The organism is Demequina sp. NBRC 110054 (assembly GCF_002090115.1).
Classification (GTDB): Bacteria; Actinomycetota; Actinomycetes; order Actinomycetales; family Demequinaceae; genus Demequina.
Map to the genome: position 1 here is coordinate 510,679 of NZ_BBRK01000005.1, position 24,791 is coordinate 535,469.

At 70.5% G+C, this 24,791-nt stretch carries 22 protein-coding genes; 15 read left to right on the forward strand and 7 right to left on the reverse strand.

Features of this window, described 5'->3' with window-relative positions:
- Window position 1 precedes the first annotated feature (1 nt).
- The 4 genes from map to B7K23_RS11620 all read left to right on the forward strand — a co-directional run bounded on the left by map (window position 2) and on the right by B7K23_RS11620 (window position 5,286).
- Window positions 2-883 (forward strand): type I methionyl aminopeptidase, encoded by an 882-nt coding sequence (gene map, locus B7K23_RS11605; RefSeq protein WP_084126734.1) that lies wholly within the window; start codon window positions 2-4, stop codon window positions 881-883.
- Window positions 880-1,719: a polyphosphate--glucose phosphotransferase gene (gene ppgK, locus B7K23_RS11610; protein WP_084126735.1), complete on the forward strand. Its 840-nt coding sequence runs from the start codon at window positions 880-882 to the stop codon at window positions 1,717-1,719. Before map ends, ppgK begins: the two co-directional genes overlap by 4 nt.
- 57 nt (window positions 1,720-1,776) lie before the next feature.
- Window positions 1,777-3,591 carry a long-chain fatty acid--CoA ligase gene (locus B7K23_RS11615; RefSeq protein WP_084126736.1) on the forward strand — a complete coding sequence of 605 codons (1,815 nt, stop codon included), beginning with the start codon at window positions 1,777-1,779 and terminating at the stop codon, window positions 3,589-3,591.
- A 276-nt stretch (window positions 3,592-3,867) separates the two neighbouring features.
- Window positions 3,868-5,286: an MFS transporter gene (locus tag B7K23_RS11620; protein ID WP_084126737.1), complete on the forward strand. Its 1,419-nt coding sequence runs from the start codon at window positions 3,868-3,870 to the stop codon at window positions 5,284-5,286.
- Window positions 5,287-5,504: 218 nt separating this feature from the next.
- On the opposite strand, the gene B7K23_RS15985 is transcribed toward B7K23_RS11620, so the two are convergent.
- Window positions 5,505-5,927: a PadR family transcriptional regulator gene (locus B7K23_RS15985; protein ID WP_234996511.1), complete on the reverse strand. Its 423-nt coding sequence runs from the start codon at window positions 5,925-5,927 to the stop codon at window positions 5,505-5,507.
- A 478-nt stretch (window positions 5,928-6,405) separates the two neighbouring features.
- On the opposite strand from B7K23_RS15985, the gene B7K23_RS11630 reads away from it, so the two are divergent.
- The 4 genes from B7K23_RS11630 (at window position 6,406) to B7K23_RS11645 (ending at window position 11,726) form a co-directional block, all read left to right on the forward strand.
- Window positions 6,406-6,999, forward strand: coding sequence for a GNAT family N-acetyltransferase (locus B7K23_RS11630; protein ID WP_084126739.1), 594 nt, complete (start codon window positions 6,406-6,408; stop codon window positions 6,997-6,999).
- A gap of 40 nt (window positions 7,000-7,039) precedes the next feature.
- Window positions 7,040-7,939, forward strand: coding sequence for an oxygenase MpaB family protein (locus tag B7K23_RS11635; protein WP_084126740.1), 900 nt, complete (start codon window positions 7,040-7,042; stop codon window positions 7,937-7,939).
- A 176-nt stretch (window positions 7,940-8,115) separates the two neighbouring features.
- Window positions 8,116-9,645: an FAD-dependent oxidoreductase gene (locus tag B7K23_RS11640; RefSeq protein ID WP_084126741.1), complete on the forward strand. Its 1,530-nt coding sequence runs from the start codon at window positions 8,116-8,118 to the stop codon at window positions 9,643-9,645.
- Between the two features lie 80 nt (window positions 9,646-9,725).
- Window positions 9,726-11,726 carry a beta-galactosidase gene (locus tag B7K23_RS11645; RefSeq protein ID WP_234996512.1) on the forward strand — a complete coding sequence of 667 codons (2,001 nt, stop codon included), beginning with the start codon at window positions 9,726-9,728 and terminating at the stop codon, window positions 11,724-11,726.
- Window positions 11,727-11,804: 78 nt separating this feature from the next.
- Here the strand turns inward: B7K23_RS11645 and B7K23_RS11650 are convergent, their stop codons facing one another.
- A complete protein-coding gene (locus tag B7K23_RS11650; RefSeq protein WP_084126743.1) occupies window positions 11,805-13,220 on the reverse strand; it encodes an MFS transporter in 1,416 nt (471 codons plus the stop codon).
- A 126-nt stretch (window positions 13,221-13,346) separates the two neighbouring features.
- Window positions 13,347-14,675 carry an LCP family protein gene (locus B7K23_RS11655; protein WP_234996513.1) on the reverse strand — a complete coding sequence of 443 codons (1,329 nt, stop codon included), beginning with the start codon at window positions 14,673-14,675 and terminating at the stop codon, window positions 13,347-13,349.
- A 231-nt stretch (window positions 14,676-14,906) separates the two neighbouring features.
- On the opposite strand from B7K23_RS11655, the gene B7K23_RS11660 reads away from it, so the two are divergent.
- A complete protein-coding gene (locus B7K23_RS11660) occupies window positions 14,907-15,383 on the forward strand; it encodes a CoA-binding protein (protein ID WP_084126744.1) in 477 nt (158 codons plus the stop codon).
- Between the two features lie 7 nt (window positions 15,384-15,390).
- On the opposite strand, the gene B7K23_RS11665 is transcribed toward B7K23_RS11660, so the two are convergent.
- A complete protein-coding gene (locus B7K23_RS11665) occupies window positions 15,391-16,188 on the reverse strand; it encodes an LLM class F420-dependent oxidoreductase (RefSeq protein ID WP_084126745.1) in 798 nt (265 codons plus the stop codon).
- 308 nt (window positions 16,189-16,496) lie between these two features.
- Between B7K23_RS11665 and B7K23_RS11670 the strand changes: the two genes are divergently transcribed.
- Window positions 16,497-17,093, forward strand: a complete 597-nt coding sequence (locus tag B7K23_RS11670) for a GTP pyrophosphokinase family protein (protein WP_234996532.1) — start codon at window positions 16,497-16,499, stop codon at window positions 17,091-17,093.
- 8 nt (window positions 17,094-17,101) lie between these two features.
- Here B7K23_RS11670 and B7K23_RS11675 read toward each other — a convergent pair whose 3' ends face one another.
- The gene (locus tag B7K23_RS11675) at window positions 17,102-17,428 is read right to left on the reverse strand and encodes a DUF202 domain-containing protein (protein ID WP_084126747.1); all 327 of its coding nucleotides are present in this window, start codon (window positions 17,426-17,428) and stop codon (window positions 17,102-17,104) included.
- Window positions 17,425-17,805: a YidH family protein gene (locus B7K23_RS11680; protein ID WP_234996514.1), complete on the reverse strand. Its 381-nt coding sequence runs from the start codon at window positions 17,803-17,805 to the stop codon at window positions 17,425-17,427. The genes B7K23_RS11675 and B7K23_RS11680 overlap by 4 nt, the downstream gene beginning before the upstream one ends.
- Before the next feature lie 218 nt (window positions 17,806-18,023).
- Here B7K23_RS11680 and B7K23_RS11685 point away from each other — a divergent pair, with 218 nt between their 5' ends.
- On the forward strand, window positions 18,024-19,073 hold the full coding sequence (locus B7K23_RS11685) for an alcohol dehydrogenase catalytic domain-containing protein (protein WP_234996515.1): 1,050 nt from the start codon (window positions 18,024-18,026) through the stop codon (window positions 19,071-19,073).
- Between the two features lie 18 nt (window positions 19,074-19,091).
- Here the strand turns inward: B7K23_RS11685 and B7K23_RS11690 are convergent, their stop codons facing one another.
- The gene (locus B7K23_RS11690; RefSeq protein WP_084126750.1) at window positions 19,092-19,976 is read right to left on the reverse strand and encodes a helix-turn-helix transcriptional regulator; all 885 of its coding nucleotides are present in this window, start codon (window positions 19,974-19,976) and stop codon (window positions 19,092-19,094) included.
- Window positions 19,977-20,171: 195 nt separating this feature from the next.
- On the opposite strand from B7K23_RS11690, the gene B7K23_RS11695 reads away from it, so the two are divergent.
- From B7K23_RS11695 to B7K23_RS11710, 4 genes are all read left to right on the forward strand, one after another.
- The gene (locus B7K23_RS11695; RefSeq protein WP_084126751.1) at window positions 20,172-21,056 is read left to right on the forward strand and encodes an aldo/keto reductase; all 885 of its coding nucleotides are present in this window, start codon (window positions 20,172-20,174) and stop codon (window positions 21,054-21,056) included.
- A 97-nt stretch (window positions 21,057-21,153) separates the two neighbouring features.
- A complete protein-coding gene (locus B7K23_RS11700; protein ID WP_084126752.1) occupies window positions 21,154-22,125 on the forward strand; it encodes an aldo/keto reductase in 972 nt (323 codons plus the stop codon).
- A 159-nt stretch (window positions 22,126-22,284) separates the two neighbouring features.
- Entirely contained in the window at window positions 22,285-23,274 is a 990-nt protein-coding gene (locus tag B7K23_RS11705; RefSeq protein WP_084126753.1) for a phosphotransferase family protein, read from the forward strand.
- Between the two features lie 5 nt (window positions 23,275-23,279).
- Window positions 23,280-24,635 (forward strand): MATE family efflux transporter, encoded by a 1,356-nt coding sequence (locus tag B7K23_RS11710; RefSeq protein WP_084126754.1) that lies wholly within the window; start codon window positions 23,280-23,282, stop codon window positions 24,633-24,635.
- Window positions 24,636-24,791: the final 156 nt, after the last annotated feature.

Sequence of the window (24,791 nt, forward strand, 5' to 3'; positions counted from 1 at the left end):
TATGAGCAAGGCCCGCGAGAGCATCGTCAAGGGGGTCGTGTCGCCTCTGCGCGACGTGCCCCAGACCATCGCCCGTCCCCCGTACGTCGGCCGCAAGAGGGCTCCGCGCTGGAGCGGCGGCGACGTCTACGACGAGGAGACGGTCGCCCACATCCGCGAGAGCGGCCGGATCGCGGCGCAGGCCCTCGTCGAGATCGGCAAGGCCGTCCGCCCCGGCGTCACGACCGACGAGCTCGACCGCATCGGTCACGAGTTCTGCCTCGACCACGGCGCCTACCCCTCGACGCTCGGCTACCCCGGCGCCGCGGGTCGACCGCCGTTCCCCAAGGCGTCGTGCACCTCGATCAACGAGGTCATCTGCCACGGCATCCCGGACTCGACGGTCGTCCAGGAGGGCGACATCGTCAAGGTCGACCTCACCGCGTACAAGAACGGCGTGCACGGCGACAACTGCGCGTCCTTCATCGCCGGCGAGGGGTCCGAGCGCGCGAAGCAGCTCGTCGAGGTGACGCATGAGGCGATGATGCGCGGCATCAAGGCCGCGATGCCCGGCCGTCAGGTCAACGTGATCGGCCGCGTGATCGAGAAGTACGCCGCGCGCTTCGGCTACGAGTCCGTGCGCAGCTACACGGGACACGGCGTCGGGCCTGCGTTCCACACCGGCCTCGTGATCCCGCACTACGACGCGGCGCCGTACCACGACGACGTGATCGAGGTCGGGATGGTCTTCACCGTCGAACCGATGCTGGTGGACGGCTCGGAGGAGAACCACGAGTGGGACGACGGCTGGACGGTCGTCACGGACGACGGCAGCTGGGTGGCACAGTTCGAGAACACGATCCTCATCACCGAGGACGGCCCGGAGGTACTGACAGCACCATGAGCAAGCACATCGCGATCGGCGTCGACATCGGCGGCTCGGGCATCAAGGCCGCGCCCGTGAACCTCAAGACGGGCGAGTTCGCCGACGAGCGCTACCGCATCCCCACCCCGCAGCCCTCGACCCCGGAGGCCGTGGGCAAGACGGTCGCCAAGTGCATCGCGAGATTCGAGCCGTCGCGCAAGACGCCGATCGGCGTCGCGTTCCCCGGCGTGATCCAGCACGGCGTCGTGATGACCGCGGCGAACGTCGAGGACTCGTGGGTCGGGGTCAACCTGCGCGAGCTCATCCGCGACTACGCGGGCCACGACGTCCACGTCCTCAACGACGCGGATGCCGCGGGCTTCGGCGAGTACCGATACGGCGCGGCGCACGGCCGGGACGGGTCGATCTTCATGACGACCCTGGGCACGGGGATCGGCACCGCGATGATCGTCGACGGCGTGCTCGTGCCGAACCTCGAGCTCGGCCACCTCATCATCGACGGGCACGACGCCGAGGAGTACGCCGCAGAGTCGGCGCGCGACCGACACAACCTGGACTGGGACGGCTGGATCGTCGAGCTTCAGAAGTACTACTCGGAGATCGAGCGCCTGTTCTGGCCCGACCTCATCATCGTCGGCGGCGGGGTGTCGAAGAAGCACCACATGTTCCTCCCGAAGCTCACGCTGCGCGCGCCCATCATGCCGGCCGAGCTGCTCAACGGCGCGGGGATCGTCGGCGCCGCGGCCGCGGCTCACGCGGAGGCGGTCAAGGAGAAGGCCCGCGCGAAGGAGCACGCGAAGCAGGCCGAGCGCACCGCGAAGAAGGCGGCAAAGCGCGCGGAGAAGTCCCGCTAGGCGACACCTACGGGCGCGTAGCCTACGGTGGCGTAGGTACGGGTCTAGGATCGATCCATGGCATTGACGGCACCTGGATCGACGACCGTCCCCCTCGCAGTCGACACCCCCACCGACCACACCTTCATCGCACTGCTGCGTACGCGCGCCGCGGAGGCACCGGATCACGTGTACTGCGAGTACAAGGACGATGCCGGGGCCTGGGTGGGCGTCACGATCGCCGACTTCCTCGCGGAGGTCGAGCGCGTCGCCAAGGGCCTCATGGTGCTGGGCGTCGAGAAGGGCGCCACGGTCGCGCTGCAGTGCAACACCCGCTACGAGTGGGTGCTCATCGACTTCGCGATCCAGGCGGCGGGCGCGATCACGGTGCCTGTGTACCCGACGTCGTCCCAGCATCAGGTCCAGGGGATCAACGATGACTCGGAGCTGTCGCTCATGGTGGTCGAGAACGAGGGGCATGCCGAGGTCGCCCGCGCGATCGAGGGCGGTCCTCGCGTCCTCGTCATCGACGACGCGGACTCCCCTGCGATCGCGCTCCTCACGTCCGCGGGCGAGCACGTCTCGGACGCCGAGCTCGCGGCGCGCGCGGAGGGCATCACCAAGAACGACATCGCCACGATCGTCTACACCTCGGGCACGACGGGGCGCCCCAAGGGCGTCGCGCTCCCGCACCGAGCCTTCGTCGAGTGGACCATCAACGGCGCCGCGGACCCCGACTTCGGCACGCTCGCCCACGACGGCGCACGACTGCTGCTCTTCCTGCCGCTCGCGCACGTGCTCGCACGCCACGTCGAGACGCTCGCGCTGCACTGCGGCGCGGTGCTCGGCCTCGCGCCGAGCCCGAAGACCCTCGCGCAGGACCTCAAGACGTTCAAGCCGACCTGGATCATGGCCGTGCCTCGCGTGCTCGAGACGTTCTACAACGTGGTCGACTCGCACGCGGGCGGAAAGATCCGCCAACGGCTCTTCCGCTGGGCCGCGGAGGTCTCGCGCGACATCGACCGCACCCGCCAGACGGGACACCGCACGCTCGGGCTACACGTGCGCGCGTGGGTCGCCAAGCGCCTGGTGCTGAACAAGGTGCAGGCCGCGCTCGGGGGCCAACTCAAGTACATCGTGTGCGGCGGCGCGAAGCTGTCGGAGAAGATCTCCCACTTCTACGGGGGGCTCGCGATCCACGTGATGGAGGGCTACGGCTCGACCGAGCTCGCCGGCCCGATGACGTGCAACCCGCCGTCGCTCGTCAAGGTCGGAACTGTCGGTCGCCCCTATCCCGGCGGCGCCGTCAGCATCGCCGAGGACGGCGAGATCCTCGCGCGGGGCCCGAACATGTTCGTCGGCTACTACCGCAACCCGGAGGCGACCGCCGAGGTCGTGCGCGACGGCTGGTTCCACACCGGGGACCTCGGCTCGCTCGACGAGGACGGCTACCTCACCATCACCGGCCGCAAGAAGGAGATCCTCGTCACCGCCGGCGGCAAGAACGTGCAGCCCGCCGCTCTCGAGGACGCGATCAGGCCGTACCCGCTGGTCCAGGAGGTCGTGGTCGTCGGCGACGGCAAGCCCTTCATCGGTGCGCTCCTCTCGCTCGACGAGACGATGCTCCCCGCGTGGCTCAAGACCAAGGGTCTGCCCTCGATGTCGGTCGCGGAGGCGGCGGAGCACCCGTTCGTCAAGGAGCACCTCCAGCACATCGTCGACCAGGCGAACCTGCTCGTGTCGCGCGCGGAGGCGATCCGGGAATGGCGGGTCCTGCCGCGCGAGCTGAGTGAGAAGCGGGACGAGCTGTCCGCGTCGCTCAAGGTGCGCCGCAAGCAGGTCGAGGCGCACTTCTCCGAGGTCATCTCGAGCATCTACGGCGGGGTCCGCTGACCGAAGCCGGGCCCGCGCCCGGTTCTCTCCCCGCCACGTCCGCGTTCTCCCGGACAAGCAAGGGCCGCATCGTCCCCTGCCCCCCTGCATCGCGCCCACCGAGACGCGACCGCATCGTCCCCGCCGCATCGCCTGCCCTCTCCGCACACTCCTTCACGTCAAGGAATCTCGCATAGTGAGACGCCTGTTCCGGCTGACGGGATGCGCGCTAGGCTATTGAGCATCCGTTCAGCACATTGCCATCGCTGAACCTCCCCACACATGCCTGGAGGACGCATGCCATCGACCCAGCAGACCAACCTCAACAGCCCGGGCCGCGTGATCACCGCGAGCCTCGTGGGCACGACGATCGAGTTCTACGACTTCTACGTCTACGCGACCGCGGCCGTGCTCGTGTTCCCGAAGCTCTTCTTCCCGTCGGACAACGACACCACCGCGCTGCTCGCCTCGTTCGCCGTGTTCGGCGCGGCGATGATCGCGCGACCCGTCGGCGCGCTCGTGTTCGGCCACATGGGTGACCGCCGCGGCCGCAAGGCCACGCTCGTCGTGTCGCTGCTGCCGATGGGCATCGCGACGTTCCTCATCGGTGTCCTGCCGACGTACGACCAGATCGGCGTCGTCGCTCCGTTCCTGCTGCTGATCCTGCGCCTCACGCAGGGCTTCGCTCTCGGCGGGGAGTGGTCCGGCGCCGCCCTCGTCGCCACAGAGAATGCCCCCGCGGGCAAGCGCGCGCTCTACGGCACGTTCCCGCAGCTCGGCGCACCGATCGGCTTCATCATCGCCAACGGCCTGTTCCTCACGATCAACGCCGCACTCCCCCACCCCGACGACTCGCTGCTCGCCTCCGACGCGTTCCTCAGCTGGGGATGGCGCATCCCGTTCCTGTTCTCGGCGATCATGGTCATCATCGGCCTGTGGGTCCGCCTCAAGCTGGTCGAGTCGACCGCCTTCACCGAGGCCGAGAAGCGGGGCAAGATCCGCGCGCTGCCGCTGGGCGACACCTTCCGCTTCCACTGGCGCGAGGTCATCCTGGGCACGTTCATCATGCTCGCCACCTACGTGCTCTTCTACCTGATGACGAGCTTCACGCTGAGCTACGGCACCCACGCCGCGGACGGCTCTCCGTCGGGCCTGGGCATGACCTATCAGCACTTCGTGCTCATGCAGATCATCGCGGTGGTCTTCTTCGGCATCTTCACCGCGGTCGCGGGCCCGCTCGCGGACGCGATCGGCCGCAGGCTCACGCTGCTGTGGACGACGGCCGCGATCATCGCCTTCGCCCTCGTGCTGCCGTTCTTCCTCACCGCGCAGACCGACGCGTCGTTCACCGGCGCGATGGTGCAGTCGGCCCTCATCATCGGCTTCACGCTCATGGGGCTCACCTTCGGCCCGATGGGCGCTCTGCTGCCCGAGCTGTTCCCCACCAACGTCCGGTACACCGGCTCGGCGGTCGCGTACAACCTGTCGTCGATCCTCGGCGCGGCACTCGCACCGATCATCGCCGTCGCGCTGTGGTCCGCCGCGGACAGCACCTGGCCCGTGGGCCTCTACCTCGCGGGCGCAGGCGTGCTGACCTTCATCGCGCTGCTGCTCACGCGGGAGACCAAGGACTCGGACTACGACCGCGCCTCGGCCGACGACGCACGCGACGCCGACGAGCCCGACTCGGCACTCGCGGAGGTCCCCCTGCCGTAGCGGCCCTGCCACGCATCACGAAGGCCGTCGCCCCTGGTTCCCATGGAAGGGGCGACGGCCTTCGTCTGTCTGAGCGGGACGCTTCTCAGCGTGCCGGTGGGGTCGTCTCGCGACGAGCCCGTGCCAGGCGCGGTCCAGACGCCCCGGCATGAAGCAATGCGGTGCCGCTCAGCATCGGCGCCTCTCGGCGCGCGGGCGTCGCCGACGCGGCAGAGCAGTCAGTCCTGATCGGCAAGCAGGCGGTACAAGCGCTTGCGGGCGTCAGCGAGCACCTCGACCACCTGGGGGGTGAGGTCGGATCCGGGAACCCTGGCCACGTGCACGGCGGCCTCGTGGAGAGCGCCGAGCTCGGCCCTCAGGCTGCCCGCGCTCTGATCGGCCGCGCTGGCCTCGAACAGTCCCGCGTGCGCGTCGCCGTGCTGCTCGAGCCACGCACCGCCGGCCTCGGTGAGGGACGCTGTCTTGCGACCGTCGATGGTCTCGATCGTCACGAGGCCCTCGTCCTCGAGCGCCTGAAGCGTCGGATAGATCGAGCCGGGGCTCGGGGTCCAGGCGCCGCCGCTGCGCTCTTCGATCTCGTGGATGAGGTCGTAGCCGTGTCGGGGCTGCTCGCCGAGCAGGACCAGGACGGCCGCACGCACGTCGCCTCGCGAGCGACCGCCGGGGCCGCGGCGTCCGCTTCGTCCGCCACCGCGGCCGCCTCCGCCGTGACCGCCGCCGCGCCGACCACCGTGTCCGCCTCGACCGGGCCAGGGACCCTCGGGACCGGGCCCCGGGCCCTCTCCGCGGCCGTCGAAGCCGCCGTGCCGCTGCCGATGTCCTCCGCGTCCGCCTGCTCGGCCCTCGCGGAATTCCTCGGCTCGCATCTCTTCGTCGTGATCTCTCATCATGAACTCCTTCCGTGTCATGCCTCGCTCTGCCATTTGCAGTGCATCGCGACACATTCACGATATATCGCGATATCGCGGGCGTCAACACCGCACGCAGCCGGGCGCTTCGCGTCGTCGACAGCCGGACACCCTCTGACGCCACGCGCAACTCTGCCTCGGCGCGTCACGCCCGACACTCCGACCCGCATCCCGCGACGTGTCGCTCGGCGCCCGGGCATACGCTCGGGGCATGGCGTTCTCCGACACTCCGACCCTCAGCCACGACCTGGTGCGCCTCGAGCCGCTCGCACTCGCGCACCACGACGACCTGTGCGAAGCCGTCTCCGTCGGTGAGCTGTGGCGCGCCTGGTACACATCCATCCCTGCGCCGCACGCGATGGAGCAGGAGATCGAGCGCAGGCTGTCGCTCCAGTTCGAGGGCCTTATGGCGCCGTGGGCGGTCGTGTCCGCCGCGACGGGCAAGGCGATCGGCATGACGACGTACATGAACCTCGATGAGTCGAACCGCCGACTCGAGATCGGATCGACCTGGCTCGGACGAGAGGCGCACGGCACCGGCATCAACCCGGCGGCCAAGCTCCTGCTGCTCACGCGGGCCTTCGACGAGCTCGGCTGCGTCGCAGTCGAGTTCCGCACGCACTGGCACAACCACCAGTCGCGCGCCGCGATCGCGCGGCTCGGAGCGAAGCAGGACGGCGTGCTGCGCAGTCACATGCTCCTGCCCGACGGCTCGAGGCGCGACACCGTCGTCTTCTCGATCCTCGATCACGAGTGGCCGGCCGCCCGCAAAGGGTTGCTCGGAAGGCTCGTCACCCGAGGGTGACGGGGAATCCACCCGCGCTCCTCGACGTTCCCTGAGCACGATGTCCCCCTCCGCGAACCCCGTCGTACGACTGCGCCGCCGCGCGGGCCACGCCGTCTTCCTCAAGATCGCGGGCCCCGACGGCGACGCGGCCCGCGTCCGCGTGCACGACACCCCTGGCCCCCGCTGGTTCCCTCCCGGCAGCCCCATCCGACGCGTCCACGCCGACGTCACGACGTTCGTCGGCGGGCTGCGCGCGCTGCTGCTGCAGTCGCTCCACCCGCTCGCGATGGCGGGGGTCGCGGGACACTCGGGGTATCGGGGAGACCCGTGGGGTCGCCTCGCCCGCACGTCGACCTTCCTCGCCTTCACGACCTTCGGCGCCGAGCCCGACGCCGAGCGAATGGTCCAGATGGTGCGCGCCGCGCACGAGAAGGTGCGAGGGACCGCGCCGGACGGACGACGGTACGAGGCGACCGACCCTCATCTGCTCACGTGGGTGCACATCGCCGAGGCGGATTCGTTCCTCTCTGCCCACCAGCGCTACGGCGAGCGGCCGCTCAGCCCCGAGCGCGCCGACGAGTACGTCGCGCAGTCGGGCGAGGTCGCTCGCAGGCTCGGAGCGCTCGACGTGCCGCGCACGACCGCGGAGCTGGCGGAGGCCTTCGACCGCTACCGCCCCGAGCTTCGCGCGACCCCCGAGGCTCTCGACACCGCGCAGTTCCTCCTCAAGGAGCCGCCCCTGCCGTGGCCGGTGCGTCCTCCGTACGCCCTCCTGGCGTCGGGCGCGGTCGCCCTGCTGCCCGACTGGGCTCGCGCCGAGCTCGGCCTCGACCGCTGGTCGACGCGCACCTTCGGCCCCGCGGCGGGCTCGCTCGCGACGCACGGGATCCGCTGGATGATGGGGTCGGCCGAGCGACGGGCGAGCAACGTCGACGATCCGCGGCCCGCACGCACGTGACGATCGGGCCACCCCACACGCCGCCCGAGGACCATGCGTACGTGACGCGGACGAAACATCGCCGCGCTAACCTCCTGGCACGCCCCGGGTAATGCGCAGGACATGAGGGTTTCTCCCCGGAGCGCGGTAGGCCGCGCCCGCGGTCGACCGGCCCGCTGACGAGCTCAGGAGTCCTCATGACCACGGTCCCCACCGACGGCGCAGTCCTCACCGACGCGACCGCCCGCCTCGACGCGCTCAAGGCGCGCATCCACGATGAGCTGGATCTGCTGAACTACGGCGGCCGCGACTGGGTGCCCTCCCCCGGCGACGACGTGCTGGACGTGCTGATCGTCGGCGGCGGCCACGCGGGTCAGGCGCTGTCCTTCGCCCTCGCGCGCAAGGACATTCGGCGCGTGCTCGTGGTCGACGGCGCGCCCGCGGGCCTCGAGGGCCCGTGGAGCACCCAGGCGCGCATGCGCACGCTGCGCACGCCCAAGATGCTCAAGGGACCCGACAACGACGTGCCGGCTCTCTCGCCGCGCGAGTGGTTCGTCGCGCGATACGGCCAGGAGAGGTGGGACGCGATCCGCTTCATCCCGCGCCTGGACTGGCAGGAGTACCTGCAGTTCTACCGCGAGGCCACCGGGATCGACGTCATCAACGAGACCTCGGTGACCAGCATCGTCCCTCCCACGCACCCGGATGGCCCGTTCACGGTGACGCTCGAGGGCCCCGAGGGCACCACCACGCGGCTCGCGCAGCGGGTCATCTTCGCGACCGGGCTCGAGGGCGCGGGCGGCATCGCTGCGCCGCGCCACCTCTTCGGCACCCTCCCGGAGTCGGCCTGGGGCCACACGAGCCACCAGCTCGACTTCGAGGCGATGAAGGGACGACGCATCGGTGTCCTGGGAGGTGGGGCAAGCGCCTTCGACGTGGCCGGCACCGCACTGGAGCACGGCGCCACGGACGTGCAGCACTTCATGCGTCGCACGGAGATGCCAGCAGTCAACCCGCTGCGCTGGATGGAGTACGCGTCCTTCGTCGAGCACTTCTGCGACTGGGACGACGCCGACAAGTGGGACTTCATGCGCAAGGTCCTCGAGATCGATCAGCCGTCGACCCAGTCGAGCATCTGGCGCTGCTTCGAGCACGACAACTACAGCTTCTCGCTCGGCTCGCCGTGGCTGTCGACGCGCATGGACGGCGACGAGGTCGTCGTGGATGTCGCGGGCGTCGAGCACCGCTTCGACTACGTCATCGCGGGCACCGGCGTCGCGGTGGACCTGCGCATGCGCCCGGAGCTGAGCGAGCTCGTCGAGCACATCGCGCTGTGGGGGGACTCCTACACGCCTCCGTCGGGACACGAGCACCTGGGGCTCGCCGCGTACCCCTACCTCACCGGGTCGTTCCAGTTCACGGCCAAGGACGATGCGGCGGCGCCCTGGATGGGCAGGCTGTACCACTTCGCGCAGGGCGCGCGGGTGACGATGGGCATCACCGGTCACCAGCTGTCCGGGCTGCCCGCGGGAGTGCAGCGCCTGGTCTGGGGCCTCACGCGCGACCTGTTCCGCGAGCACCAGGCGGCCGTGCGGGCCGACTTCGACGCCTATGACGAGCGCGAGCTCATCTCGCTCGGCCCGAGGCCCGCCGACCAGCCCCCGATCCAGCGCTTCGCGTCCTCCGCAGAGGCCGAGCAGGCGAGCCCGGGAGACGTCCAGGTCTGAACGCTGCGCCGCATCATCCGTCCACGGGACGACACTTCCGCCCGCCGGCATGATCCACCTCCCACGAACCACTACGCTCGGTGGCAGGAGGCACAACGATGTACTACTACGGCGGCGACTACAACCCTGAGCAGTGGCCCGAGGAGATCTGGCACGACGACGTCGCGCGGATGCGCGAGGCGAACGTCACCATCGTCACCCTGGCGGTGTTCTCATGGAGCCGGATCCAGCCGGCCGAGGGCGAGTTCGACTTCGGCTGGCTCGACCGGATCATCGACCTGCTGCATGACAACGGGATCGGCGTCGACCTCGCGACCGCGACCGCGTCTCCGCCGCCGTGGATGCACGAGAAGTACCCCGAGATCCTGCCGGTCACGCGCGAGGGCGTCACGCTGAGCCCGGGCGGTCGCCAGCACTACGCCCCCTCGTCACCCGTCTACCGACGCCTCGCGGCCGAGCTCGTCACCGCAGTGGTCGAGCGGTACAAGGACCACCCCGCGGTCCAGATGTGGCACCTCAACAACGAGTACGCATGCCACGTGCACGCCGACTACTCGGACAACGCGCGCGACGCCTTCCGGGCCTGGCTCGAGGACCGCTACGGCACGGTCGAGGCGCTCAACGCCGCGTGGGGCACGAACTTCTGGTCGCAGCGCTACACGTCGTTCGACCAGGTGCTTCCTCCGAGGATCGCGCCCGCGTCGTCGAACCCTGGACAGATGCTCGACTTCCGCCGGTTCACGAACGACTCGCTGCTCGAGTGCGCGCTGATGGAGAAGGAGATCATCCGCTCCGCGGGCGCGACGCAGCCCATCACGACCAACTTCATGGGGCCGTGGCCCGCGGTCGACTACGCGAAGTGGGCTCCGCACCTCGACGTCGTCTCGGACGACGCCTATCCCGACCCCAACGACCCGGGATCGTTCCGCACTGCGGCCTTCGCGCGCGACCTCATGCGCTCGCTCAAGCCGGGAACGCCGTGGCTGCTCATGGAGCAGTCCTCCAACGCGCTCAACTGGCGCCCGTCGAACGCCCCCAAGGCGCCCGGCCAGATGGAGGCCCTCTCCGCGCAGTGCGTGGGTCGCGGGGCGGACGGCATCCTCTTCTTCCAGTGGCGGCAGTCGAAGGCTGGCTCCGAGAAGTTCCACTCCGCGATGCTCCCGCACGCCGGCACCGGCACGCGTACGTGGCGCGAGATCGTGCGGCTCGGCGGGATGCTCGACTCGCTGCCGACGTTCGAGCCCGGCTCCCCCGCGCAGGTGGCCCTGGTCTTCGACTGGGAGAACTGGTGGGCGCTCGACAACCCCGACCACCCGCAGAACCGCCTCGACTACCTCGAGGTCGTCACGCGCTGGCACGCGGCGCTGCAGCGCGCCCACATCCAGGTCGACATCGTCCCGCCCGAGAAGGTCGGCGGCGAGCACCGTCTCGCGATCGCGCCCGTGCTGTACCTCATGCGCGACGAGGGCGCCGCGGCGCTCAAGGCCTTCGTCGAGGGCGGCGGCACCCTGCTGACGGGCCCCTTCAGCGACATCGTCGACGGGCAGGACCACTTCCTGGCCGGGGGCTTCATCCAGCGCCTCGGGGCGATCCTCGGCATCACCCTCGAGGACTTCGGCGCTCTGGTACCGCGGGACGCGGACGAGCCTGGCGAGCGCGAGGCTCGCGTCGAGGGCGCGTTCGGCGACGCCGTCGGAGAGCTCTTCGCCGAGGAGATCTGGCTCGATGGCGCGGAGGCCGTCGCGACCTTCTCGTCCGGACGACGCACGGGCAACCCCGCGGTCACCCGCCACCAGGCGGGAGCGGGAACTGCCTGGTACGCCGCCACCGTGCTGGACGACGAGGGCTGCGATGCGCTCGTAAGCCACCTCGCGGCCGAGGCCGGCGTCGAGCCGGTGGTCGCCGGCGCTCCGGCAACGGTTGACGCCTCACGTCGCGGCGACGTGGTCACGCTCATCAACTTCGGCCAGGACGATGCGACGGTCGCGATCGGCGGCACGGACATCCTCAGCGGTGCCGAGGTGGACAAGGTGACACTCGCGCCGTTCGAGTTCGCGTTCGTGAAGGAGTTGGCGCAGTAGCCCGGACGTCCGGGCGTCGGGCGCGTGCGGCTGAGCCCCGCGAGTCTGCGCACCCGACCCGTCGGGCGCTCCGGTCGGCTACGCGTTGACCGAGCTGCGTTCCGGCACCGGCCCGCCGATGTGGTGCGCGCGACCCGCGAAGACCGCGGCCAGCAGCTGCGCGCAGCCGACCGCGGCGAGCCCGAGCACGACGGGCGTCCACGTCCCGACCCGGTCGAACACCACGCCCGCGAGCAGCGGCCCCACGGCGGCGACCGCGTAGCCGACGCCCTGCGCCATCCCGGACAGCCTCGCGGCGGTGTGCTCGGTGCGTGCCCGCTGTGCGACGAGCGTCATCGAGATCACGAAGGCCGCACCGGCGCTGGTGCCGACGATGAGGATCCACACGAGCGCCGACGCAGGGGCGAGGACCAGGCCGACGAGCCCGACGATCGCTCCGAGGCTCGCCGTCGCGGCGACCAGGCGCTGGTCCGCGCGGCCGCGCATGAACGCGGTCACTGCGAAGCCGGCGACGATGCCCACGGTCTGGAAGCCGAACTGGTGCCAGCCCGCGGTCACGGCGCTCGCGCCGTACGAGACGTCGATCGAGGGCAGCCACGTGACGAGCACGTAGAACAGCATCGACTGGCACGCCATGAACGCGGTCACCCACCAGGCGTCGGCTGACCGCCACAGCGGCGTGGGCGACGCGGTCGAGCCGTGGGGAGCAACGCCAGCATCGGTGACGGCCCCGGCGGCAGCTCCCGTACCGACGGCGTCGGGCGTGACCGGCTCCGTCTCAACCGGCTCCGTCTCAACGGTCTCCGTCGCGACCCGGTACGGCGCGGCCCGATAAGGCTCGGCTCCGTCGAGCCCGGACCCATCGGTCGCCGCGCCGTCCGGGTCCGCGCCTGCCTTGGACCTCCGGACACGCCCTCCGCCCTGCACGACCCGCGGCGCCCAGGCGGCCACAGCCAGCACGCCGAACAGCGCCCAGCACCCGATCCCGACGCGCCAGCCGTACGCGACCGTGATCGGGACGGCAAGGCCCGAGGCGATGGCGGCGAAGCCACCCAGCACCGTCGTGTAGGCACCGGTCATCAGCGGGATCTCCGCGGGAAAGTCGCGCTTCACGAGCGCGGGCACCAGCACGTTGCCCACGGCGATCGCGGCGCCGATCAGGAGCGTGCCCGCCCACAGCGCGCCGAGCCCGAGGGACAACGACCTGAGCACGGTCGCCGCGACGAGGACCACGAGGGCAAGCAGCACGACGCGCTCGGCCCCCCACCTGCGGGCCAGGCGGCTGACGAAGGGCGAGACGACGGCGAAGGACACGAGGGGAAGCGTCCCCAGCAGCCCCAGCGCGGAGGAGCCGAGGCCGGTGGCCTCGCCTATGCGGTCGATGACCGGGCCGACCGAGGTGATCGGAGCCCTGAGGGTCGACGCGATCAGGAGCACGGAGGCGACGAGGTAGACGGGATTCAGGCGCCATCCACGCCGAGCGTCGTTCCTCATCAGCCCAGCGTGTCCTCTCGTGTCGATGTCAGATGCCGGCTCGGTGCCGAACGTCGGGTCGTTATCGGCCGGCCGCGGGCACACGCGACCGCGGCCGCGGATCGCTGCGCGGGCGGCAGCGAAGTGCTAGTCGACGCCGCCGACCTTGGTCCCCGCCTCGATCTCCCCGTTCGCGATCTGGTCCCAGAACGAGTCGATCGTGTCGGGGTCGAGGAGCACGGTCGACTGTCCGCCCACGCGGTAGTCCATGCTCGCGATCGGTGGCGTCCCGGTGACGGCGCCGCTGCCCCGCGCACTGTTGAACACCAGCGCGGCCTGCAGAAGGTCGAGAGTGTGCGTGTCCTCGTCGACGCGGAAGGCGTCGAGCCCGGCGTCGGCAACCTTGTAGGCCCGGAACGGGTTGAGGAACGTCGCGGGAGAGAGGATGCCTTCGGCCACCTCGGCCACGACCTCCTGCTGACGCTGGGTGCGGCCGATGTCGCCGAGCGGGTCGCTGTAACGCATGCGGGCGAAGGCGAGCGCGGTCTTGCCGTCGGCGACATGGCATCCGGCCTCCCACTCGAGGTGGCTCTTCACGTCGTCGACGTCGTAGTCGAGGCACAGCTCGACCCCGCCGATCGCGTCGACGATCTCGACCACGCCCGCGAAGCCGACCTCGACGTAGTGGTCGATGGTGAGGCCCGTGAGCTGCTCGACCGTCTCGACGAGCAGCGGTGCGCCGCCCCACGCGTATGACGCGTTGATCTTGCCGGAGCCGTTGCCTGGGATCTCGACGTAGGAGTCGCGCGGGATGCTGATGAGCGCGACCGGTCCGTCCTCGGGCTTGTGGAGCACCATGATCGTGTCGGTGCGGGCGCCCTCGGTGCCGTCGTCCTTCCACCCGTCGCGCGAGTCGGAGCCGACGATCAGGTACGTCTCGCCGGTCGTGTCGGCGGCCCCACTGAGAGCGTCCACGTGGATGAGCCGCGACTCGACCCAGAACCAGACGCCGCCGAGGGCCACGACGAGGATCAGCAGCGCCGCGGTGAGCACGCGGCGCACGGGGTGACGCCGCTTGCGCTGCTTTGCCTTCGCCTGGGTTCCGCCGGCCGGCGGCCGTGACGTCCGCGGGTCGCCGCCGTACGCCTGCGCCGCTCGGGCCCGCTGCTCGGGGGTGCCCGGCGTCGCGGGCTTCTTGGAACCGGGCTGGATGGACGGTGGCGGTGTCCTGGACGCGGACGATGCGCCGGAGGGCTTCATCACCCTGGTCGGCGGGTCGGCCGGCTTGGAGGGCTGCTTCGGCTCGGGGCGCGTGGACCGGCGCACGGGCTTCGGCTGGGACGACGAGGACGACTGCGATGCCCGCTGCGACGACGAGCGGGGCGCCCCACCCTTGGGCTGGACCGACGGCGGGCGGCGCGCGCCGGGCGCGCCGCTCGAGGTTTCGCGCCAGTCGTCTCCGCGGGTGTTGTCCACGCGCCGAGAGTACCGCCGCCCCTACCTATTCTCGGGGAGGTGGCGCACGATGCCAGCACCGGCGCCGTCCGCATCGTCCCTGCGCGCGGCACCAGTATCGGCGCCCCCCGCATCGTCCGTGCACGTGCTGCCGCTGTCCCCGTGGCTGGCGCCAGTGTCACTTTGCGACGTGTCCCCGCCGGGCGCACCATGGACAAGAGGGAGGCCACAGTCCTAACCGGGGAGCACGAGATGACCAGCGTCGCCGAGGCTGCAGAAGAGTTCCTGTCCCACCACCGCATCGCCGTGACAGGCGTGTCCAGGCACGCCGAGGACCACGGTGCCAACGTCGTCTACCAGCGGCTCAAGCAATGCGGCTACCAGACCTTCGCGATCAACCCGCACGCCGATCAGGTGGAGGGCGACCCCGCGTACCCGTCTCTGGCCGCAGTGCCCGGCGGGGTCGAGGCCGTCGTGATCGGCACGCGCGCCGACCGCGCGATGGGCACGGTGAAGGAGGCCGAGTCGCTCGGGATCACGGACGTGTGGATGCACCGCTCATTCGGGTCCGGCAGCGTCGACGACGCCGCCGCGGCCTACTGCCGCGAGCACGGCATGACCGTGATCGCCGGGGGCTGCCCGCTCATGTTCGGCAAGACCTCCGACGGCGGGCACCGCATGATGTGCACGCTCATGAAGTTCACGGGCAAGGTGCCGCGCAAGGTGTGATCGGGGCTCAGCCCGCGTTCAGGCCGTCCCTCCACGACAGCCACTCCGCCACGCCGGCCAGGTTCGCACCCGGCACGTCGAGGCCGATCGTGAACAGCGTGGCGCCGAGCGCGACCTGCTCCTCGACCTCGGCGAGCGTGCGGTTGCCGATCTCGGTGGAGATCTCGATCTGAGACACGTCGCGGCCGACGTCCTCGCCGTGCTTCGCGAGGATGCCGAGCTTGCGCTCGAGCGTGGGCGCGTCGGCGAAGCTGTGCCAGATGTCGGCGTGCTTGGCGACCAGTCGCAGGGTCTTCTTCTCCCCCGCGCCGCCGATCATCACGGGGATCTTGCGGGTGGGCGCAGGGTTGAGCTTCTCCCATCGCGCCTCGATGCGGGGCAGCGCCTCGCCCAGGTCGTCGAGGCGCGAGCCGACCGTGCCGAACTCGTAGCCGTACTCGTCGTAGTCGCGCTCGAACCAGCCCGAGCCAGTGCCGAAGATGAACCGCCCCTCGCCGCCCTTGGCGCTGATGTGGTCGATCGTGCGGGCCATGTCTGCCTGGAGGTCGGGGTTGCGGTAGCTGTTGCAGTTCACGAGCGCGCCGATCTCGACCCTGCTGGTCTGCTCGGCGAGCGCGGCGAGCATCGTCCAGGACTCGAAGTGCAGGCCGTCCGGATCCCCCGACAGCGGGAAGAAGTGATCCCAGTTGAACAGGATGTCGACGCCCATCGTCTCGAGCTCGGCAGCGACGTCCCGAATGCGCTCGTACGGCGCGTGCTGAGGCTTGATCTGGACGGCGATGCGGATGGGGCGTGCGGCGGTCATTGGCGCTCCTCGAGATCGACTGCGAGTTCAGGATGAGCAACGCGCACTGCTATCGTGACGCTCCCCGTCCTCTCACGTCAGCCTAGTGCCGACCGATGGGAGGGATGCAGGCGCGACCCGGCCGCCGCATCGCCGGCGTGTCTGGAACCCCCGGACCACGCCGCACGTCTTCCAGCAAGACGGCACGACCGCCGCGGACTCCAACGAAGGACACCATGACGCAGAACCCGACCGACGCTCTCGCGCTGGTGGAGTACTCGGCCGGACCGATCGGGGGTCCCGAGCAGGTCAAGGCCTGGAGGCGGGAGATGCAGCGGTTCCTTCTCCAGTACGAGTTCGGCATGCGGGAGATCGAGACCAAGCTGTCGATCCTGCGCGACGAGTTCCTGGAGTTGCACGACTACAACCCCATCGAGCACGTCTCGGCGCGCGTGAAGTCGCCCGAGAGCCTCGTCGAGAAGATCGACCGTAAGGGCGTCCCCCACGACCTCGACGCGATCCGGGAGCACATCACCGACATCGCGGGGATCCGCGTCACGTGCGCGTTCGTCTCCGACGTCTACCGCCTGTTCGACATGCTCACCAGCCAGGACGACCTCTCGGTGAAGGCCGTGAAGGACTACATCGCGGAGCCCAAGCCCAACGGCTACCAGAGCCTCCACGCGATCATCGAGGTGCCGGTGTTCCTGTCGTCGGCGACGGTGCACGTGCCCGTCGAGGTCCAGTTCCGCACGATCGCGATGGACTTCTGGGCGAGCCTCGAGCACAAGATCTACTACAAGTTCGACAAGGACGTGCCGGTCGAGCTGACCGACGAGCTCAAGGAGGCCGCGACCGCGGCCGCGGAGCTCGACTCGCGCATGACACGGCTGCACTCGCAGATCCGAGGCCCCGGCGGGATGTGAGTTCGCGTCTAGATCACGTCGCGCAGCACCAGCACGACGCTGGCGGCCGCGAGCGCCACCACCGACGCCGCGAGCACGGCGTAGGAACGTCCCCCTGACCCCAGGCCCCTTCCGCTGGTGAGCGCGCCGTGCCGCGTGCGATACCTGCGCGATGCGAGGGCGTACGCGACTCCCGCGAGCACAAGCCCGATCGCGGACAGCACCACGACAGACGGCCCGACGAGGCCCGCGCCGTAGCGCGCGAGAGCCACCGCGCCCACCGCGATCGCGAGGCACGTGCGCCGCCACGCGAGCAGCGTGCGCTCGAGCTGCAGGCCCCCGTCGTAGACCGTCACCGCAGCGCGACCCCCACGGCCACGGCGATCGCCGCGACGACGAGGCCGACCACGATGACCAGCGCGGTGCGCGGCGGGCCGAGCGGACGACCCTCGCGCATCGCACGCTCGGTGCGGATCCAGCCGAACCAGGCCTGAAGCGCGGCGAGGACGCCGAGCAGCAGCAGCGTGAACGCCGCGACTCCTCGCAGCGTCGCATCGATCGGCACCTCGAAGGCGTCGAGCGCCAGGCCGCCCGCGAGCAGCGCGAGCGCGGTGCGGATCCAGGCGAGGAACGTGCGCTCGTTGGCGAGCGAGAGCCGTGGGTCGGGCTCGTCGCCCACGTCGTACACGGCCCGCGGGAATCGCTGCCGCCCGGGCGTCGCGTCTGAGGTCACCTCGCACCTTCCTTCCAGGGACATCCTTGCACCGGAGGGTGACGGCGGGGTGGACGGGGGCCAAGGCGGAGTGGACAGGCGCCACGGCGGGGTGGCCGGCCCCACGGTGTCCCGCACAGACCGCTCGGACGCCTTGCGCGTCCTGTGGTCAAGTGAGCACCGCGTCCGGGAGTAGCGTGCCCCTGGCGGCACCGCCCGCCCTGACGAGAGGAACGCGAGTGCGCGCTGCAGTGATGTACGAGGCCGGGGACGTCCGCGTCGAGACCGTGCCGGACCCGACGCTCGTGGCGCCTACCGACGCGATCGTGCGCGCGGTGCGCTCATGCATCTGCGGCTCCGACCTCCACCCCTTCCACTCGAAGCCCGCGGACACTCCCGTGCGGCCCATGGGCCACGAGCAGATCGGGGTGGTCGAGGAGGTCGGCGCCGAGGTGACCGGCGTGACCCCGGGCGACCTCGTCGTCGTCCCGTTCGCCTACGCCGACAACACATGCCCCACGTGCGTGGACGGCTTCCACACCGCATGCCCGCACGGCGGCTACTACGGATCGAACGGGGTCGGCGGCCTCCAGGCCGAGTACGCGCGAATCCCCCAGGCCTCGGGAACCCTCGTGAAGGTGCCCGGCGTCGACGCCGCGAGCGCGGACGATGCGCTCCTCAAGTCCCTTCTGACACTCTCCGACGTCTACCTCACCGGCTACCACGCCGCCTTCATGGGACGGGTCGAGGCGGGCAAGACCGTCGCTGTCGTGGGCGACGGCGCCGTCGGGCTGTCCGCGGTGCTCGCCGCGAAGCGCATGGGTGCCGAGAGGATCATCCTCATGGGCCGCCACACCGACCGCACCGATCTCGGCGTGGCGTGGGGCGCGACCGACGTCGTCGCCGAACGCGGCGACGAGGGCGTTACGAAGGTGCTCGAGCTCACCGACGGGCTCGGCGTGCACGTGGTGCTCGAGGCCGTCGGCCTCATGCCCGCATACGAGCAGTCGTATCGGATCGCCCGCGCGGGCGGCGTGATCTCGCGCGTGGGGCTGCCCCAGTACGAGGAGGCTCCCGTGGGGCGCGAGTCGCTGTTCGTGCGCAACATCGGGCTCACCGGCGGCATCGCCCCCGTGCGCGCGTACCTCGACGACGCAATCCAGGACGTGCTGAACGGCGTGATCGACCCGGGCAAGGTCTTCGACTCCACGATCGGCATCGACGACGTTCCCGCAGGCTACGGAGCGATGGACCGGCGCGAGTCGCTCAAGGTGATGATCGAGTTCTAGGGCCCAGCGCGCCGCAGATCAGCCCGAGGTGCCGCGGACGTCCGCGAGCAGTCCCTGTGCCTCGCGCTCGTCCGCCCAGTGCTCGAGCAGCGTGAGCTTGTCGGCCGTCACCGTGCCAGGCCTCACCGCGTAGACGAGCATCGTCAGGTCCGGCTCCGACGGCAGCTCCATCCCCTCGAACTCGAGGTCGAGCACGCCCACGGCCGGATGCTTCAGCTGCTTGTAGCCCGAGCGATGGAACGCGACGTCGTGACGGGCCCACAGCGCACGGAACTCCTCGGAGCGGGTCGACAGCTCACCGACGAGCTGGGTCAGCGCCTTGTCGCGCGGACGCTTCCCGGCCTCCATACGCAGCAGCGCGGTCACGTCCGCGGCGGCCTTGTCCCAATCCGTGAAGAACTCGCGCGAGCCTTCATCGAGGAAGACGTAGCGCGCGGTGTTCGTCGGCCGTTCGGGGCTGTCGAGCAGCGGCGAGTACAGCGCGCGCGACGCACGGTTGTGCGCGAGATGGTCGAGACGGCCGTTGCGCACCCACGCGGGCGCGGTGATCGAGTCGAGGATCGCCTGGATCGTCGGCCTCACGGTAGAAACTGGCCGAGCATTGGGGCGGGACGATGCGGGACCCGCGGCTCGGGCGAGGTCATACAGGTGGCCGCGCTCGGCATCGTCGAGCTGCAGCGCGTTCGCGAGCGCATCGAGGACGGACTCGGAGGCGCCTGCGAGGTTGCCCCGCTCAAGGCGCACGTAGTAGTCGACCGAGACGCCCGCGAGCATCGCCACCTCCTCGCGTCGCAGCCCGGGCACGCGCCGGTTCCCGCCGTACGCAGGCAGCCCCGCCTGCGAGGGCGTGATCCGCGCGCGCCGGGTGCGCAGGAAATCGGTGATCTCGTTCCGGTCTGCCATGACTCCACCGTAGGGCGAGGGGCCTGCGCGTGGGAGGGACGGACGCACCCCCTTACCATTCGCTGAGGAGGCTCCGCTGTCCACTCGCACGACGCCGAGGCGGCGGTACAACGTCGCGAGACTGGGAGGGGCACGCCGGTTCGGGGTCATGCCAGTCCCTCCCTCGCCCGCAACGTCCAGGCCTACCGTGGCCACATGATCACACTCGCCCTGAACAACGGCGTCGAGATGCCCGCCCTGGGCTACGGCGTCTTCCAGACCCCCGCCGATGAGACGCAGACAGCAGTCGCCGAGGCGCTGCGCGTCGGCTACCGCCACATCGACACCGCCGCCGCCTACTTCAACGAGGCCGGCGTCGGCGCCGCGATCGCGGCCTCCGACCTGCCCCGCGAGGATCTGTTCCTCGAGACGAAGGTGTGGGTCTCCGACTACGGCTACGACGAGACGCTCCATGCGTTCGACAAGGCGTCGACGAAGCTCGGCGTCGAGCAGCTCGACCTGCTGATCCTCCACCAGCCCGCCCCGTCGCGCTGGGAGAGGGTCGTCGCCGCCTACAAGGCGCTCGAGACGCTCTATGCGGACGGCAAGGTGCGGGCGATCGGGGTCTCGAACTTCATGTCCGACCACCTGGACCGGCTGCTCGGCGAGACCAGCATCGTCCCGGCGGTGAACCAGGTCGAGGTGCACCCGTACTTCCAGCAGCCAGCAGTGCAGGCGGCCAACGCGGAGCACGGCATCCTCACGCAGGCCTGGTCCCCCATCGGCGGCATCACCTTCTACCCCGGCTGGGGCGACGGCAAGAGGTCGACGCTGGAGGACGCGACGGTCGCCGGGATCGCCGCGACACACGGCAGGACGCCCGCCCAGGTGATGCTCCGCTGGCACCTTCAGCAGGGCCGCTCCGCGATTCCCAAGTCGGTCGCACCGTCGCGCATCGCGGAGAACTTCGCGGTGTTCGACTTCGCTCTCACCGACGACGAGATCGCCGCGATCGACGCGCTCGACACCGGGGTGCGCGGCGGGCCGGACCCCGAGGCGCCCCGCGACGAGTGGTTCGACCACGTCATCCCTGAGGCCTGAGTCCACCCCGAAAGTCCCCACCCCGCCAGTCCCCACCCCGCTAGTCCCCGCCCCGCTAGTCCCCGCCCCAGCATCGTCCCTTCTGAAGGAGAACCCCATGCAGTACACCCGCCTCGGCTCGACCGGGCTGAAGATCAGCCGCATCGCGCTCGGCACCATGACCTACGGCGCACCCGACTCCGTCGTCCCCCAGTGGGGCGCCCTGGACTGGGAGGCGTCGACGCCGTTCTTCCGCCAGGCGGTCGAGCTCGGCATCACGTTCTGGGACACCGCGAACGTCTACTCGGAGGGGCGCTCCGAGGAGCTCGTGGGCCGGGCGATCCGCGAGTTCAGCGCACGCGAGGAGATCGTGCTCGCCACCAAGGTGCACTTCCGCATGCACGACGGGCCCGGCGGCTCGGGTCAGTCCCGCAAGGCGATCATGGAGCAGATCGACGCCTCCCTGACGCGCCTGGGCACCGACTACGTCGACCTCTACCAGGTCCACCGTCACGACCCCGAGACGCCGATCGAGGAGACCATGGAGGCGCTGCACGACGTGGTGAAGGCGGGCAAGGCGCGTTACATCGGCGCCTCCGCGATGCACGCGTGGCAGTTCGCGACGATGCAGCACGCCGCCGACCTGAACGGGTGGACGCGCTTCGTGTCGATGCAGGATCAGTACTCGCTGCTCTACCGCGAGGAGGAGCGAGAGATGATGGGCCTGCTCGCGCACCAGGGAGTGGGGGCGATCCCCTACTCGCCGCTCGCGAAGGGCAAGGTCACCAAGCCGTGGGGCACGACGACCTCGCGCAACACCAACGATGCCGTCGCGGACGCGACCTTCATCGACGCCGACGCGCCCGTCGTGAACGCCGTCGAGCGGGTGGCTTCGGCTCACGGGGTGCCGATGGCTCAGGTCGCGCTCGCGTGGGTCCTGCGCAACCCGGTGGTGTCCGCGCCGATCGTCGGCGCCACCAAGCCGCACCACCTGGACGATGCGGTCGCGGCCCTGGACGTCGACCTCACCGACGAGGAGGTCGCCTCGCTCGAGGAGCACTACCAGGTGCGTCAGCCCGCAGGGTACTGAGGGGCACGTCGCCGGGGTGACGCGGGAGCGGCGCACGCCCTCGCGTCGCCAGCGCATCGCCAGCGCGTCGCGGGACCGAAGCGGCGGCGATTGGTAGCGTGGCGCCAGCCGTGAAGGCACGGACAGAGTCGTCCCGTGCCCGTGGCCGAAGGAGCCTCGATGGAGAGCACGACCAAGAACCGCCAGCCCGAGTCCGTGCTGCGAGCACTGATCGCATCCGCCTATGGCGAGGGCCAGGTGCCGGACGAGCCAGGTTTCGCCGACGAGATCACCGAGGGATGGTTCAACGTCGCCTACCGGATCCGTCTGCGCGACGGCCGCCGTGTGGTGCTGAAGATCGCGCCGCCGGCCGACGTGCCCGTCCTGACGCGCGAGGTCGGCATGATGCGCGCGGAGCTCGAGGCGATGCGGCTCGTGTCGTCGCTGACCTCCGTTCCCGTGCCCCGCGTCGACCACGCGGATCTGAGCCACAGCATCGTCGATGCCGACCTGTTCTTCATGGAGTACGTCGACGCCGACAACTTCGGGCTCGCCGCCGAGGCGGGAAGGATCGACGCCGCGACCATCGCGGCGGGCAACCGCGAGCTCGGCGCGCTGAACCGCGAGATCAACGCCGTCGTCGGAGAGCGCTTCGGACCGGTCACCGGCGAGGGCTTCGCGACGTGGCGCGAGGCCTTCACACAGCTGCTCGAGGAGGTCCTCGCAGACGGCGAGCGGGTGGGCATCGACCTCGGCTGGGAGCCCGACGAGGTGCGGTCGGTGCTCGCCGACAACGCCGCCGCGCTCGACGAGGTCACGGAGCCGCGGCTCATCGAGGTGGACCTGTGGACCAAGAACTCGATGAGCCGCGACGGCCGCATCGTCGCGGTGCTCGACCATGAGCGCGCGATGTACGGCGACCCGCTGATGGAGGCGGGGCTGTCAGGTCTCGACATCCCCGAGTTCGGCGATCCGACCGACTTCATGGCGGGCTTCGGGGTCACAGAGCTCACCGAGACGCAGCGCACCCGCAGGCGCCTGTACTCGCTGCTGCTCGCGGTGACGATGATCGTCGAGACTCGCTATAGGGGCCACACCGACACCGTGGTCTACGACTTCGCGCGGCGCACCCTCGACGGGCTCATGGCCGCGTTCGGCCGGACGCACTGACACCGATGGCCAGGGGCACGGCGGCGGACCGCAGCGAGGAGCTCGGCACCCGCGCGCTCGGTCCCCTGCTGTGGTCGACGTGCTCGCAGACCACGCTGTCCGTGAGCCTCTATGGCGTGTACGCGCTCACGAACGCATGGTTCGTCGCGCGCGGCGTCGGCGAGACCGCGCTCGCGGCCGTGAACCTGGTGGCGCCGCTGCTGCTGTTCATCGGAGCCATGTCGACGACGGTGGGCATCGGAGGCGCCTCCCTGGTCTCGCGGCACCTCGGAGCGGGGCGCCCGGACGATGCGGGTCGCGCCGCCGGCAACGCGTTCTCCCTGTTCTGGGGCTCGGCGGTGGTCTTCACGACGCTGGGGCTGGTCTTCCTGGACCCCCTGCTACGCGCGGCCGGCGCGACCGAGGCGACCCTCCCCTACGCGCGGCCGTACGCCGCGATCCTGATGCTCGGGGCGATCGTCGCGACGGGCTTCTCCGCGATCGTGCGGGCGGAGGGCCGCATCGGATTCGCGACCGCGATGTGGGTGAGCGCGGTGCTGGTCCAGATCACGCTGGACCCGCTGCTGATCTTCGGCCTCGACATGGGCGTGGCCGGGGCCGCGTGGGGCACGGTCGGCGGCCAGGCCGTGTCGGCGGTGATGGCGTTGTGGTTCTTCTTCGTGCAGAGGCAACGCCCCTATCGGGTGCGAGCCAGGGACCTGCTCCCCCACCGCTCGACGGTCTCGCGCGTCGTCGGCATCGGCGCGCCCTCGTTCCTCACGGGGCTCGGCGCCACGCTGCTCACCGCGACCGTCAACGCGTCGCTCGCCGTCGCCGGCGCCTCGATCCTCGCGGCGTACGCGGTCGCCTCCCGGGTCCAGACCTTCGCGTCCATGCCGCAGCTCGGCATCACGCAGGGCATTCAGCCGATCGTCGGATTCAACGCGGGCAGCGGGCGGTCGGCGCGCGTCGGCGGGACGCGCACGCGCGGACTGGCCGCGACCGTGCTGTACGGCGCGCTCGCGTCGGCCGCCATCATCGTGGCGGCCCGACCGATCGCGCGCGCGTTCCTCGACGATCCGGACACGGTCGACCACGCGACCTCGGCGGTGCGGATCATCGCGATCGGGCTGATCTTCTCCGGTGTGCCGCCGCTGATCTCCGCGTACTTCCAGGCCATGGGGCGCCCGGGCCCGTCGTACGCGATCACGCTGGGCACGCTCGCTCTGCTCCGGCTGCCGCTCGTTCTGCTCGCAAACGGCCACGGAGCGGTCGCGCTATGGATCGCGCTCCCGGTGGGCGAGGCGCTCTCGGCGCTCGCGTCGTGGATCGTGCTGCGCAGACGAGACCCCGCTGTCGTCCTGCGCCCCGCCGTCCCCTAGACCCTGGCGGCACTCTGGGACGCACGCGTCCTCCGGCCCCGTGGCGGCCCCACAGCCCCGGCGCCGCGCCGAGACCCGGGGACACCAGGCGAGAGGCCCGGGCCGGGGCTAGAGTCGAAAGCGCCGCGCCTCGGCGGCACACGCGGGAAGGAAGGG

What these genes read in the sequence shown, in the direction of transcription:
- map (WP_084126734.1), top strand. Translation starts at nt 2, where the DNA reads ATGAGCAAGGCCCGCGAGAGCATCGTCAAGGGGGTCGTGTCGCCTCTG.
- ppgK (WP_084126735.1), top strand. Translation starts at nt 880, where the DNA reads ATGAGCAAGCACATCGCGATCGGCGTCGACATCGGCGGCTCGGGCATC.
- B7K23_RS11615 (WP_084126736.1), top strand. Translation starts at nt 1,777, where the DNA reads ATGGCATTGACGGCACCTGGATCGACGACCGTCCCCCTCGCAGTCGAC.
- B7K23_RS11620 (WP_084126737.1), top strand. Translation starts at nt 3,868, where the DNA reads ATGCCATCGACCCAGCAGACCAACCTCAACAGCCCGGGCCGCGTGATC.
- B7K23_RS11630 (WP_084126739.1), top strand. Translation starts at nt 6,406, where the DNA reads ATGGCGTTCTCCGACACTCCGACCCTCAGCCACGACCTGGTGCGCCTC.
- B7K23_RS11635 (WP_084126740.1), top strand. Translation starts at nt 7,040, where the DNA reads ATGTCCCCCTCCGCGAACCCCGTCGTACGACTGCGCCGCCGCGCGGGC.
- B7K23_RS11640 (WP_084126741.1), top strand. Translation starts at nt 8,116, where the DNA reads ATGACCACGGTCCCCACCGACGGCGCAGTCCTCACCGACGCGACCGCC.
- B7K23_RS11650 (WP_084126743.1), bottom strand. Translation starts at nt 13,220, where the DNA reads ATGAGGAACGACGCTCGGCGTGGATGGCGCCTGAATCCCGTCTACCTC.
- B7K23_RS11660 (WP_084126744.1), top strand. Translation starts at nt 14,907, where the DNA reads ATGACCAGCGTCGCCGAGGCTGCAGAAGAGTTCCTGTCCCACCACCGC.
- B7K23_RS11665 (WP_084126745.1), bottom strand. Translation starts at nt 16,188, where the DNA reads ATGACCGCCGCACGCCCCATCCGCATCGCCGTCCAGATCAAGCCTCAG.
- B7K23_RS11670 (WP_234996532.1), top strand. Translation starts at nt 16,497, where the DNA reads ATGCAGCGGTTCCTTCTCCAGTACGAGTTCGGCATGCGGGAGATCGAG.
- B7K23_RS11690 (WP_084126750.1), bottom strand. Translation starts at nt 19,976, where the DNA reads ATGGCAGACCGGAACGAGATCACCGATTTCCTGCGCACCCGGCGCGCG.
- B7K23_RS11695 (WP_084126751.1), top strand. Translation starts at nt 20,172, where the DNA reads ATGATCACACTCGCCCTGAACAACGGCGTCGAGATGCCCGCCCTGGGC.
- B7K23_RS11700 (WP_084126752.1), top strand. Translation starts at nt 21,154, where the DNA reads ATGCAGTACACCCGCCTCGGCTCGACCGGGCTGAAGATCAGCCGCATC.
- B7K23_RS11705 (WP_084126753.1), top strand. Translation starts at nt 22,285, where the DNA reads ATGGAGAGCACGACCAAGAACCGCCAGCCCGAGTCCGTGCTGCGAGCA.
- B7K23_RS11710 (WP_084126754.1), top strand. Translation starts at nt 23,280, where the DNA reads ATGGCCAGGGGCACGGCGGCGGACCGCAGCGAGGAGCTCGGCACCCGC.